12 protein-coding genes and 1 tRNA gene are annotated in these 11,855 nt (G+C 59.2%); 7 read left to right on the top strand and 6 right to left on the bottom strand.

Annotated features, from left to right (window positions below; genetic code table 11):
• The 4 genes from PHP59_RS01570 to PHP59_RS01585 all read right to left on the bottom strand — a co-directional run.
• Positions 1-270 (bottom strand): DUF373 family protein (locus PHP59_RS01570; RefSeq protein ID WP_300162556.1); only part of this gene is annotated, 270 nt, incomplete at its 3' end.
• 57 nt (positions 271-327) lie between these two features.
• Positions 328-1,191, bottom strand: a complete 864-nt coding sequence (locus tag PHP59_RS01575) for a phosphoserine phosphatase (RefSeq protein ID WP_300162559.1) — start codon at positions 1,189-1,191, stop codon at positions 328-330.
• 403 nt (positions 1,192-1,594) lie between these two features.
• Complete coding sequence (gene ftsZ, locus PHP59_RS01580) at positions 1,595-2,746, bottom strand: cell division protein FtsZ (RefSeq protein ID WP_300162563.1); 1,152 nt, start codon at positions 2,744-2,746, stop codon at positions 1,595-1,597.
• Positions 2,747-2,756: 10 nt separating this feature from the next.
• Positions 2,757-2,933: a ribbon-helix-helix domain-containing protein gene (locus tag PHP59_RS01585; protein WP_300162566.1), complete on the bottom strand. Its 177-nt coding sequence runs from the start codon at positions 2,931-2,933 to the stop codon at positions 2,757-2,759.
• Between the two features lie 179 nt (positions 2,934-3,112).
• Between PHP59_RS01585 and PHP59_RS01590 the strand changes: the two genes are divergently transcribed.
• From PHP59_RS01590 to PHP59_RS01600, 3 genes are all read left to right on the top strand, one after another.
• The gene (locus PHP59_RS01590; RefSeq protein WP_366943699.1) at positions 3,113-4,126 is read left to right on the top strand and encodes an aminotransferase class I/II-fold pyridoxal phosphate-dependent enzyme; all 1,014 of its coding nucleotides are present in this window, start codon (positions 3,113-3,115) and stop codon (positions 4,124-4,126) included.
• Entirely contained in the window at positions 4,114-4,725 is a 612-nt protein-coding gene (locus tag PHP59_RS01595; protein WP_300162571.1) for an NTP transferase domain-containing protein, read from the top strand. Before PHP59_RS01590 ends, PHP59_RS01595 begins: the two co-directional genes overlap by 13 nt.
• A gap of 68 nt (positions 4,726-4,793) precedes the next feature.
• Positions 4,794-6,032: a TIGR00300 family protein gene (locus tag PHP59_RS01600; RefSeq protein WP_300162574.1), complete on the top strand. Its 1,239-nt coding sequence runs from the start codon at positions 4,794-4,796 to the stop codon at positions 6,030-6,032.
• Here the strand turns inward: PHP59_RS01600 and PHP59_RS01605 are convergent.
• Positions 6,022-6,999, bottom strand: a complete 978-nt coding sequence (locus PHP59_RS01605; RefSeq protein WP_300162577.1) for an archaeosine biosynthesis radical SAM protein RaSEA — start codon at positions 6,997-6,999, stop codon at positions 6,022-6,024. The two genes, PHP59_RS01600 and PHP59_RS01605, sit on opposite strands and share 11 nt — an antisense overlap.
• A gap of 41 nt (positions 7,000-7,040) precedes the next feature.
• On the opposite strand from PHP59_RS01605, the gene PHP59_RS01610 reads away from it, so the two are divergent.
• Positions 7,041-8,123 carry a hypothetical protein gene (locus PHP59_RS01610; protein WP_300162580.1) on the top strand — a complete coding sequence of 361 codons (1,083 nt, stop codon included), beginning with the start codon at positions 7,041-7,043 and terminating at the stop codon, positions 8,121-8,123.
• Positions 8,124-8,176: 53 nt separating this feature from the next.
• Positions 8,177-8,260, top strand: a tRNA-Ser gene (locus tag PHP59_RS01615).
• 495 nt (positions 8,261-8,755) lie between these two features.
• Here the strand turns inward: PHP59_RS01615 and PHP59_RS01620 are convergent.
• Positions 8,756-9,226: an EVE domain-containing protein gene (locus tag PHP59_RS01620; protein ID WP_300162583.1), complete on the bottom strand. Its 471-nt coding sequence runs from the start codon at positions 9,224-9,226 to the stop codon at positions 8,756-8,758.
• Positions 9,227-9,456: 230 nt separating this feature from the next.
• On the opposite strand from PHP59_RS01620, the gene recQ reads away from it, so the two are divergent.
• Both recQ and PHP59_RS01630 read left to right on the top strand, forming a co-directional pair.
• The gene (recQ, locus tag PHP59_RS01625; protein ID WP_300162585.1) at positions 9,457-11,271 is read left to right on the top strand and encodes a DNA helicase RecQ; all 1,815 of its coding nucleotides are present in this window, start codon (positions 9,457-9,459) and stop codon (positions 11,269-11,271) included.
• Positions 11,272-11,329: 58 nt separating this feature from the next.
• On the top strand, positions 11,330-11,854 hold the full coding sequence (locus tag PHP59_RS01630; RefSeq protein WP_300162587.1) for a flavodoxin domain-containing protein: 525 nt from the start codon (positions 11,330-11,332) through the stop codon (positions 11,852-11,854).
• Position 11,855: the final 1 nt, after the last annotated feature.

The following is an 11,855-nucleotide window of genomic DNA, read 5'->3' on the forward strand; positions in this document are numbered from 1 at the left end:
GCCGATCTTCCGGTCCCCTTCGAGCATATGCATATGGTTGCCGGTGAGGATCGCAACTTCGACCTCTTCGCCCCGCTCTTTCAGTTCGTCATAGGTTTTTACCGCCTGAAAAATGGCGTTGACGTCTGAATCTTCGGGGTCGGCGAGTGCAAGTGCGCTGGCCGCGTTCAGGCACGCCTCCCGTCCGACTACCGGACTTGCGAGACCTGCCTTGTACCCGAGGTCGTCGTCCCGGTCGATGCACAGGATTAGTGTAGTGCCCTCAGCCATCTGATTAGAAAATTACACTCAAACTAATAAATGGTTGCGCATACACAAAAAAAAGTATTAAAGGAGTTTGGACCGCTGCAGAAGGAGGATGTCCTCGGTCGTGAGTTTCTCCCCGCCCTTGAAGAGCTGGAAGATGCGCTCGGCCTCCTGCCTGACCTCGCGCTGCTCCTTGGTGACCTTTGTCTTCTTCTTCTTGTTGCGGAGACCGGAGATGACTTTGTCATAGTCGCGGAGTTCCTTCTGGCAGGTGATGAATGCCTTGTGTTCCTCGTCAGCGGCTTCCTGCGCCTCGACAAAGGCCTTGTGCTCGGTGTCGGCGGCCTCACGGGACTGGTCGGCCTTCCGGTAGAACTCGACCATCATGTCGTGGTGCTTCTGCGCGAGTTCTGCAACTTCGGTCACCCTGTCGTGGATGTCTGAGGCTTCCTTACGAAGGTCACGGGCGCTCTGGAGTTTGGTCTTGAGGTCCTTGTTCTGCTCAAGTTCGTCCTCCTGCTCCTTGATAGTGGCCTTCATGTGCTTGATCTTGTCGATCAGCTCCCTCTCTTTGTCGGTAGAGAAGACCTCGGTCTGCTGGCGGAACTCCATCGCCTCGATCTGGCGCTGGATTTCTTTGATGCTTGCATTCTTCTGGAAGGCGGAGTGATCCTTCTTGAAGGATTCGATCTCTTCGAAGTACTCGTTGGCCTTGGCGTTGAGCTGGTTCCGCTCGTCCTTCAGCCGGTGGACCTCATTATTGGACTGGTCCCGGAGCTCCTTATTCTTCTGGGCCTCCTCGACAAACTCCCGGGTCTGGGTGTTGAGCTGGTTCCGCTCACGAGCACGGGTGCTCGCAAGGGCGTTAAGCTCGTTGCGCCGATTTTTATGCTGTTCAGACTCGGAAAGTGATTTTTTTCTCTTTTCGATCAGTTCATCCAACATGCTTTACCAATCCTTGAGTTCTGATACCGCTGTATAGGCCACCGGGTCTGATGATGCACGGGAGATGCCGCAGAATGGGAGGAAACAGAGGGAAATGATACTACAAAAGTGCCGTCCAGAACAGAGACTGCTTCTCTGATATCTGTGTTCGTAGCGCTGTTCATGATATTCAACTCCTATACCCTCTGGCGCATCCGGCTATGCCGACGCACCTGCCGCACCGTGGAGATCCGCGGTGGATATACCAGGATTTCTAATAGTTTGCGTCATCTTTGGTATTAAGCATTTCGCCGGACCTGCGCCGGTTCAGGCGTATTTTTTTGGTGTGTCTTTTGAGAGATGAACCGATCCGGCCGGCTGTGATGAATGGCCCGGACATGGTGCACGTGAAAAAAAGAAGATATCAGAGGAAATCGATGAGGTGGCCGCTCGTCTGGTCCCGTGCGAAACTCCGCTGGGGGGCTGCCGACCTGCCGCCCGGCATGGGTGCGGGCTTGCTCGCGGGGATGAAGTTGCTCTGCCTGCCGCCAAGGATCTGGGCGCTCTTGACGCCGGTCATGATTGCCATGACTCTGACCTTCCCTTCGTAGTCGTTGTTCACGCGTGCGCCCCAGATGACGTCGGCGTGGGGGTCGAGTTCGTAGGTGAGGGAGCTTGCGATCTCCTCGGCGTCCTGGAGGGTGAGGTCGCTGCCGCCGGTGATGTGGATGAGGCTGCCCGTGGCGCCGCGGTAGTCGATGTCCAGCAGGGGGTGGGAGAGGCATTCGTGGACGACGCTCTCGGCCTTGTTCTGCTGTTTGCTCTCGCCGACGAGCATGCAGGCGACGCCGCCCTTGCTCATGATCGCCCGCACGTCTGCGTAGTCGATGTTGATGAGGGAGGGCTGGGTGATCGTCTCGGAGATGCCCTTCACCGTCTCGGCGATGAGCTGGTCCATCACCGAGAAGGCCTGGCCAAGGGGCAGGTTGGGGACATAGTTGATGAGCCGGTTGTTGTCGAGGACAATCACCGAGTCGGCGTTGCTGGCGAGTTGCTGGAGGCCGTCCTCCGCGCGGAGCAGGCGTGCCTTCTCGACCTGGAAGGGGTAGCTGACCATGCCGACGACGATGGCGCCCTGTTCCTTGGCAATCTGTGCAACAACGGGGGCGACGCCTGTGCCGGTGCCGCCGCCCATGCCGGCCGTGATGAAACAGAGATCGGCTGTCTCAAGGAGTTTTTCCAGAGTGGGGCGCGCCATCTCCGCGGCCCTCTTGCCGACGTCGGGGAACCCGCCTGCGCCAAGGCCCTTGGTGAGCGACTTGCCGATGAGGATGCGCTTGTCGGCCTGGATCATGTCGAGATGCTGCTTGTCGGTGTTGATCGCGATCGTCTCGGCTCCACAGACCTGCATGTGGTAAAGCCTGTTGATCGTGTTGTTGCCGGCGCCTCCGCAACCGACGATGACGATGCGCGGCTGGCCGAGGAAATCGTCTTCGTCGCCGATGATACCGTCCTGACTATTCAGTGTTTTCTCGCGTTCAGCGTTTTTCATTGCCTCGTTGATGATTGTTTGCATCATGTGCCTCCTAAACCTTGAATGACACCTGGTCGCTCTCCCTCATTGCCCGGTCTCCACGCTTTTCGACGAGTTCCCGTACCGCGTGTCGTACCGCCTCTGACACGGTGGGAAATTCGCCGCCGTCAACAAGCCTTTGCAGCATATCGACCTGCTGTTTGGGGAGTCTGATCGTGATCCGCTCCATCTTCCGCCTCGGGGGGTCTGACACTTGTCAGACGTTTGTCTGTCTCATGCCAGACGGGGGGATGCTCTACGTCTGATCCTGCACCAGATGAATGAACTAATACGAGCATCCTATAAAAAGATTCTCAATTGATTTTTTCTGAAAGCGTATTCTTATATGCCATGGAATGCCAAATTTGCGTGATATTCGTCAATATGTCAGGGACGTATCCCCGCCGGATCGAACACGGCGGCAGACTCAGGTGGCACAGGCGGCATTCGGGAGAAAATATTCTTGATTTTAGTGCAAGCATCAACCCTTTCCCTCCGCATGTCCCCTTCTCCACCCCGGAAGAGGCGATTGCGTCCTACCCCGATGACGGATATGAAACCCTGAAAGAGGCGATCGGGCAGGTGTTTCACCGTGACCCCGCGGAGATCACGGTGGGAAACGGGTCTGTCGAGGTGATCCGCGCGTTCTGTGTCGCCGCTATCAGGCCCGGCGAGAGCGGTGCGATCAGGCCTCCGACCTTCGGGGAATATGAGATGGCGGTCAGACTCTGCGGAGGCAGGGTGACCGATGATGCGGCCGGTGCGGCTGTCAGGTTCCTCTGCAACCCGAACAACCCTGACGGTGCGCTCACCGCGCGGGAGGCGGTGCTCGCCATCCTCGACACCCTCAAACCCGGCCAGCGCCTTTTTGTCGACGAGGCCTTCATTGAACTTGCCGACCCGGCCGCAAGCGTCTCTAACGTCAGGGACCCAGCGCTCTTCGTCTCACGCTCGATCACCAAGTCCTTTGCCGTCCCCGGCCTCAGGTTCGGTTTCGGCTTCGGCGATGCCGACCTTGTCGCGGAGATCGAGGCGCGCCGCCTTCCCTGGACGGTGAATGCCTATGCCGAGAGTTTTGCCCTGGCCGCACTGGACAGGTATGCCGACCTTGGCGAATCCCGGAGGCTTATCGAGATCGAGCGGGCCTGGCTTGCAGGGCGACTCCGCGACCTCGGTCTCTCTCCCCTGCCGTCCACGGCAAACTACATCCTGGTCCCCCTTCCCTGCCATGCGTCGGCACTTACGGAACGCCTCCTCCTCTCCCACGACATTCTTGTCCGTGACTGCACCTCTTTTGGCCTGCCCGGGATGATCCGGGTTGCGGTGCGGAGGCGTGACGAGAACATGCGCCTTGTGGAGGCACTTGCGGCATGCTTGCCCTGATCCTTGCCGGGGGCCAGGGCTCCCGCCTCAATATGGGAGAAAAACCTCTCGTGACAATCTGCGGGCGGCCGATGATCGCCTATGTCATCGACGCCTTTGCCGATGCGGGCTGTGAGATCATGGTCGTCTCCTCGCCCCGGACCCCGTACACCAGAAACTGGTGCCGGGCGCAGGGGATCGATCTCTATGCCGCCGGTGCGCGCGGATATGTCGCAGATATCGTCGAAGCGGTGACCGCACTTGGCGAGGCGGGGCCGGTCTTCACCTCGGTCTCTGACATCCCCTGTATCAGGGGAGAGATTGTGGAGAGAATACGGGATGCGTACATCTCTGCAGGCACCGACGCCCTCGCCACCTGGGTGCCGTCGGCCCTCTGTCGCGGCTCTTCTTTTCGCGCCGCCTACCAGGAGACGGTCGACGGTGTCCCTGCCTGTCCTGCCGGGGTAAACATCCTCCTCGGTGCGCGGATCGAGGAAGAACAGGAAGAATCGCGCCTCCTCCTCGACGAACCCGCGCTCGGCTTCAATGTCAATACACAGGACGACCTTGCCCGTGCGGTGCGTTTTATCTGTGCCGGAAAAAAGCGGCATTCTGCCTGAATTCACCCGGATTCCCCGCAAATGCCAGAAAGGAAACCATATTAACCGCCGCAGCCGATATTCTTAGCATGCAGATCTCCCGGGAGATAGAACTGGAAGGGCATATTATCGATTCAGGTATCATGACCCTTGTCTTCGACCGGATCATGGATATGGGCGGGAACTTCGAGATTCTTACCTTCGACGTGGGGAAGAAAAAGACCGACGCGAGTTATGCCCGCCTGAAGGTGAGTGCTGCTGACGAAACGCAGCTTGAGGCGATCCTCAGCGAACTCTACCGTCTTGGCGCTCATCTCCCGGTGGTGGCCGACGCGCGGCTGGTCCCTGCCGAAGGCGACCGCATCGTCCCCAAGGATTTTTACTCGACGACCAACCACCGGACCTATGTGAAATATGAGGGCGAATGGCTCTCTGTCGAGGACATCGAGATGGACTGTCTCATTGTCGTGGACCCGGTCGCGCAGCGCGCCTGCTGCACTCCTCTCTCCAAACTGACGAAGGGCAGTCTTGTCGTCGTCGGCGAGGACGGCGTCAAGGTGGACTATCCCGAACGCCCGCGTGAGAAGAGCCGGTTCGAGTTCATGCAGGGAACCGTCTCACCCGAACGCCCGTCTGAGACCCTGATCGAGAAGATCGCGACGGAGATCGTCGAGGTGAAGCGGTCTGGCGGGAAGATCGTCCTTGTCGGCGGCCCGGCGATCATACACACCGGAGGCGGCCCTGCCCTTGCGAAACTCGTTCATGACGGCTACATCGACGCCCTCTTTGCCGGGAACGCCCTCGCGACCCATGACATCGAGTCGAACCTCTTCGGCACCTCCCTCGGCATGGACATCAAGACCGCGAAACTCGTCACCGGCGGGCACAAGCACCACATCTATGCGATCTCCGAGGTGATGCGCGCGGGGTCGATCAAGAATGCGGTCGAGCAGGGCATCGTCACCGGCGGCGTGATGTACGAGTGCGTCAGGCACAATGTCCCCTTCGTTCTCGCCGGTTCGATCCGCGACGACGGCCCCCTCCCTGACGTGATCACCGATGTCATGGAGGCGCAGGACGCAATGAGAAAGCATCTCAAAGGCGCGAAGATGGTGCTGATGGTGGCGACCCTCCTCCACTCGGTGGCCGTCGGGAACTGTCTCCCCTCGAGCGTGAAGACACTCTGCGTCGACATCAACCCGGCCTCCCTGACCAAGCTGATGGACCGCGGCACCTCGCAGGCGATTGGCATCGTCTCCGATGCGGGCACTTTCTTCCCGATGCTTGCGAAAAAACTGGACGAACTCTCGGAAAAAATCAACGGGTGAGGGGCATGGACCAGGGCTTCTCGTGCCCGAGGACATATTCCCACTCTTTTTTGCACGCGCATTCGATCTCCGCGAGGGCGCGGATCAGTTCCACGTCGCCGGTGAGGGCGTACTCGTTGATACCGTCGATGATATCGCGGTCGCACTTCCCGCAGTTGTGCGGGCCCCTGATATGGCCGCCGCCGACCGGGTCGCAGAAGACCGGGACGTCGGGATCGACATTTCCAAGCACTTCAAGGATGCTCCAGAGGTACGGCGGGCGGTAGGCCTGCTCCTTCCAGAGATGTTCGAGTTCTGTCCTTTTCTGGACGGTGCAGGCGTTCATCGAGATCATGCCGCAGTACGGCGCCACGTCCATGATGGAGGTCTTCATGTCCTCGATGGCCTCCTTCTCGGTGAGGAAGAGCGGCTTTAAGAGGAGGTAAGCCTTCACTCCCGCGCCCGCCGCCTTCGCTCTCTTCGATGCCTCGATGAAGTCGGCAAAGCTGAACCCCTTTCTGATCGACTTCTCCCTGATGACGTCGTCTGTCGTCTCAAGCCCCATCGCCACGTGGATGGGGGAACCGAGAGCCTCAGCCATCTCCGCGAGTGCATCGGTTTCCACATACTCGGGCCGCGTCTCGACGACGACAACCTTCCCGGCAAAGGCCCGCGCGATCTCTTCCCTGAAAGCCGGCGGCACCTCGACAGGGTCCAGGAAACTGCCCGACGTGAAGATCTTCACCATCCCGACCTGCGAGAGGTCGAAGTTCTCCTGCACCCAGGCGAGTTGTCCCCTGAGAGCGGCAAGGACCTCCTCAGTTTGAGCCCCGAAATAGCCTTCAAAACGGTAACCGCACATCAAGCAGCGCCGGTATGAGCATCCCCCACTTTTAAAGATTACGGTCAGGGAATCAAGGATATCATTCTCATAACGGTCTTTTCCTTTCCACGCTGCCAATGGCTTGATAGATTGTATAGATAACATTAACACTTATTTCGTTGATCTATATTGTTATGAAAATATCTATGATGAGGATTGCACTCCCCCTGCTCTGCCTCCTCTGTTGCCTTGCAGCTCCGGCAGCGGCGGCATTCATCGAGATCACAACCCCCGATTCCATCAATGCGGGCCAGCCCCTTGAGGCGACCGGGGGGACCATTGCAGTGAAGTCCGGTTATGTCGTCGACATCGTCCTCTATGACACGACATCTTCAAAGAGCGAGGTCGACCGTCAGGCCGTCGTGATCCAGGGCGACGGGACTTTTACGGTGATCTTCGAGACCGAAAATCTCAGGTCTGGCACCTATTCGGTTGAGGTCCAGTCACGCGGCGAGAACATCTTTGGCAGCAGTTCGAAGAAAGTTAAAATCTTCAAGATAGTGAACAGGAACGATGAACTTACCCTCACCTCCCCGAAGACGCAGGACTATGACGGGATCCTTGAGGTGGCAGGCACGCTTGCAAAGTACGGTGATGCCGGTCTCAGGCTCACCGTGACCGATGCGGAGAAAGAGACTGTCTATGGCCCGAAGTGGATCGAGACCGATGCAGGCGTTTTCTCTGCCTCTGTCCCCATCACCTCAGGCGGCACCTATTGGGCCGAGATTGCGGACAACACCAGTTATGTCTGGACAACTCAGTTCACCGTGAAGGGCGGCGAGGTGCCGGTCACGCCGACGGGGACGCAGACGCCTGGCCCCACCTACTCGGCTTCGGCCCCGGCCTCCCGCGGGAACCCGGCATATTTTGCCATTGATACCCTCGGCGGCCCGGTGACGATCAGCACCTCCACCGGGATCGACTGGGTGCTCGAGTACATCGACGAGAAGGGCGAGCGGTCGATGGTGAACAGCCAGGGTACCACGGCGCCGGAGAGCGTCACACTCCAGACGACCGGCGGCACTGTCTATGTGAAGGTCACCCCCCAGCTCTACACCGAGACCGGCACGGTGACGGTCGCGGCCGAGAATATCAAGAAGATCTCGGTCGATGCCACGGTGGCGGGCAAGTTCGGCGACCCTGTCCCGACGACGGCCCAGAGCCCGATGCCCCTCGGCCTTGTGCTTCTTGCCCTTGGTGCAGTCTTCCTCCTTTTCAGGAAGATCTGAACCCCTTAACCACAGCATCTTTTTTTACCTGGCAGTACAATAGGTAATGGCGTGCCGGGGTAGTCTAGTCCGGGAAGGCGGCGGCCTTGAAAGCCGCTGGTGCTCGCACCTCGGGAGTTCAAATCTCCCCCCCGGCGCTCTTTGTTCTCATCGGTTTCTTTTTCGGTCACATCTGTCCCTGTGTGGTTCTCTGTGTTATGGTGACCCTGGAGAATCGCTCATGAAACGAAGTTTCAGGCGGTTCTTTGAAAATCCCTTCAGTGGTTTTCATGGTAAATCTCCCAGATCCTATCCTGTGGTGCCGCATGTCAGGGCGTGAGGATGTGGCCCGCTGGACACGGCCCGGGTCAAATACACCCGTATCTACCTCCAATCGGGGGATCACACCACCTATTCCGGGCCGTACCGGGGAGATCCGGCGATCCGGGCATACCGGGGGCCGGGGGCAAAACAGAATGAAATCCGGCAGGACTCAACGCCCCCAGGCCGCCGTTATGAGTGCAGGTAATGTCTCCTTCTCCTGGCCCCCCCTGGTGCCGGGGAGGGGGAGGGAGTGGGGTTGGAAATTGTCCCGATCTGGGCTCCGGAGATGCCTCAGTATGAGGATCTGAAGACGAGAGACGAGGGGATTTTCAGCCCCGCGGCGCCTCTGCCGCTTTCATGGCCGCCTTCATGATGAGTGCATGGTCTTCCTCGGTGATCGCTCTCATCGCCTGCCCCTTGATGTGCTCTGACCACTGCTTTTTTTCGGTGATGAATTTCAGGCGAGGGATCAGGGGCGTGAACTCCACGGGCGGGTCGAAGACCGCGATCGTCTTTAGTCTGAACCGGAGCGGAAAGACCTCGTTCCCGAGTTTTCTGGGGGCGGTGAAGATCGGATCTGTGTCCTCATAGACGCCGGAGACGATCTCGAAGCACCCGGTGATCGCGGGCGGGAGGGTGATGTCCTTATCGATCTCTTCATGCCCGACATAGACGAGCAGGGTGTCGCCTGGCCGGATCCTGTTGATCTGGCTGATATCCCTCTTCGGGACGCCCCAGATCTTCTTTCGTGTCACGACGTCTGCATTCTCACGGGTGGAGGTGGCAAGCCAGCGGGTCATGGAGTGGCAATATAGTTCGTGGTTGGAAAAAGGTATCGGGAGAGGGGGTTAGGCGGAATCATAGCCTGATGCTGAATGTGCGACAGATTGCTGCATAGAAGGGAATTCATCTTCATCTTCAACGAAGGGTGCGGCATCTGGAATGAGGGGAAGAAATAACGCGATGAAACAGAGGAGACGGCACACCTTCACCACCCGAACCGAACCTTCAACACCCCCTCTCCCCCACTATGAAGAGAAATACCATGGCCGCCGTCGACGAACTCCTGAAAAAATACTGGGGGTATACCTCTTTTCTCCCGCACCAGCGGGAGATCATCGCGTCGGTCCTGGAGGGGCGGGACACGGTGGCGATCATGGCGACAGGGGGCGGAAAGTCCCTCTGCTATCAGGTGCCCGCCCTGTACCTCGGCGGCCTGACCCTTGTCGTTTCCCCTCTCATCTCGCTTATGAAGGACCAGGTGGACGACCTGAACCTGCGGGGGATCCCCGCGGCCGCCTACACCGGCTCTCTCACGTACAGGGAGAGGGCGGAGGTCGAGAGGCAGTTGACGGACAACACCCTCAGGCTGCTCTTCCTCTCGCCGGAGAAGTGCATGCAGTCAGGTTTCCTGAAATCCCTCGGCCGTTTCCCGGTCTGCCTCATCGCCATCGACGAGGTGCACTGCATCTCCGAATGGGGCCACAACTTCAGGCCCGAGTACAGGCAACTGTCCCGGCTGAAGAAACACTTCCCCAATGTTCCCATCGTCGCGTTGACGGCCACTGCAATCCCCGAGGTCAGGAAAGATATCGCCCGGCAGCTTGGCCTCTCGGATCCCCGCGAATTCGTCGGGAGTTTCAACCGCACAAACCTCCGGTATAGCGTCGTCCCGAAGGAGAAACCGATGGCCCTGCTTCTCGCCTGCATCAACCGACACAGGAAAGAGTCAGGGATCGTCTACTGCTTCAGCAAGAAAGAGACAGAAGAGATCGCCCGAGACCTCGGGAGATATGGGTACAGGGCGCTCGCCTACCATGCCGGCCTCCCGAACAGTGCCAGGGAGAAGGTCCAGGACGATTTTCTCTCCGGCCGCGTGCAGATCGTCTGCGCCACCGTTGCCTTTGGCATGGGCATAGACAAGCCCGACGTCCGCTATGTCGTCCATTACGACCTGCCAAAGACTGTCGAGTCCTACTACCAGGAGACAGGCCGGGCAGGGCGGGACGGCCGGGAGAGCGAGTGCGTCCTCTTCTACAGCCCGGAGGAGTCTGGCAGGGTCAGGTCCATGCTCGAACACGACAGACAGGACGAACGCAACATCCGCATTGCGGTCCGCAAATTGCAGGACATGGTCGACTATTGTGAGATGACCGGATGCCGTCGGAAATACCTGTTGAACTACTTCGGGGAGGAGTATGCCCGGGAAAACTGCGGCATGTGCGACACCTGCGACCATCCCGGGCAGACGATAGACGGCACCGAATACGCGAGAAAGATCCTCGGGTGCGTGGGGCAGTTGCCGGCGCACTTCGGGGTCGACCTCATTGCCGACGTGCTGAGGGGTTCGAAGAACGCAAAAGTCAGGGAGAACCGCTTCAACCTCCTCCCTGCCTATGCGACAGGTGCGGAGAAGAGCAAAAAGCAGTACAGGATATGGGTCCAGGATCTTGTCAGGCAGGGGTATCTGGGGCGGACTGGCGACAGATCTCCGGTCATCTGCCTGACCGGGAAGAGCGCCGCGGTCATGAGGGGGGAGGTACGGGTCATGCTCCCGGCGCCAGACGGCGGCGTGAAGAAGAGTCCGGTCGCTGGCGTCGACGCCCTGAGTGCCGATGACCGGGAACTGTTCGTTGCGTTGAAGGCCCTGCGCACGTCGATTGCAGGCCGTGACAGTGTGCCCCCCTCTGTCGTCTTCCCGGACAAAATCCTGGGGGAGATGGCCCGTTGCCGCCCCTGCGACCGTGATAGCCTGGGAAACATCGCCGGCGTCGGCACGAAGCGGCTGGAAAAATATGGCCCTGACTTTCTCTCCGCCATCAGGCACCAGGACAAAGAGGCCTGAAAAGTCGCAGGCCGCGCCCGGCCAAACCTTATATGGCAGGCCGCCCACTCATCCCCCCATGCCGCCACGCATCCTCGTCGCCTATGCGACAAAGCACGAGACCACGCGGGAGATCGCCGACGCCATCGCTGCAACCCTCAGGGATGAGGGCCTCGACGTCGAGGCCGTGCCTGCCGGGAAGGTGACGTCAGTCGCCGGATACGACGCCATCGTCATGGGTTCGCCCCTTTACATGGGAAAGATCCTGAAGGAGGCAAAGCAGTTTGTCGACCATTTCGCCGACGCCCTTCAGGAAAAACCGGTCGCGGCCTTTGTCGTCGGTATGAGCTGCAAAGACCTGACCGATGAGAATCGCAGGAAGGTGAAGGCGGCGATGGAGCCCATCACCGCTCGCATCCGCATCAGGGGGGAGATGGGGATGTTTGCCGGGAGGATGAACCCTTCTTATATCCCGGTGCTCGGCCTTTTCATGCGATATGACGAGGCAAAGACCGAGGACGCCCGGGACTGGGAGGCAATCCGGGTGTGGACCGGGAGACTGCCCGCCAGTCTCGGCATCGCTATGCATCCCATTCCTGCCTGAC

It is taken from the genome of Methanofollis sp. (assembly GCF_028702905.1).
GTDB lineage: Archaea > Halobacteriota > Methanomicrobia > Methanomicrobiales > Methanofollaceae > Methanofollis.

Excerpts from the sequence above, each read along its gene's own strand:
- PHP59_RS01575 (WP_300162559.1), bottom strand. The coding sequence starts at position 1,191 with ATGTTGGATGAACTGATCGAAAAGAGAAAAAAATCACTTTCCGAGTCT.
- ftsZ (WP_300162563.1), bottom strand. The coding sequence starts at position 2,746 with ATGCAAACAATCATCAACGAGGCAATGAAAAACGCTGAACGCGAGAAA.
- PHP59_RS01585 (WP_300162566.1), bottom strand. The coding sequence starts at position 2,933 with ATGGAGCGGATCACGATCAGACTCCCCAAACAGCAGGTCGATATGCTG.
- PHP59_RS01595 (WP_300162571.1), top strand. The coding sequence starts at position 4,114 with ATGCTTGCCCTGATCCTTGCCGGGGGCCAGGGCTCCCGCCTCAATATG.
- PHP59_RS01600 (WP_300162574.1), top strand. The coding sequence starts at position 4,794 with ATGCAGATCTCCCGGGAGATAGAACTGGAAGGGCATATTATCGATTCA.
- PHP59_RS01605 (WP_300162577.1), bottom strand. The coding sequence starts at position 6,999 with ATGTTATCTATACAATCTATCAAGCCATTGGCAGCGTGGAAAGGAAAA.
- PHP59_RS01610 (WP_300162580.1), top strand. The coding sequence starts at position 7,041 with ATGATGAGGATTGCACTCCCCCTGCTCTGCCTCCTCTGTTGCCTTGCA.
- PHP59_RS01620 (WP_300162583.1), bottom strand. The coding sequence starts at position 9,226 with ATGACCCGCTGGCTTGCCACCTCCACCCGTGAGAATGCAGACGTCGTG.
- recQ (WP_300162585.1), top strand. The coding sequence starts at position 9,457 with ATGAAGAGAAATACCATGGCCGCCGTCGACGAACTCCTGAAAAAATAC.
- PHP59_RS01630 (WP_300162587.1), top strand. The coding sequence starts at position 11,330 with ATGCCGCCACGCATCCTCGTCGCCTATGCGACAAAGCACGAGACCACG.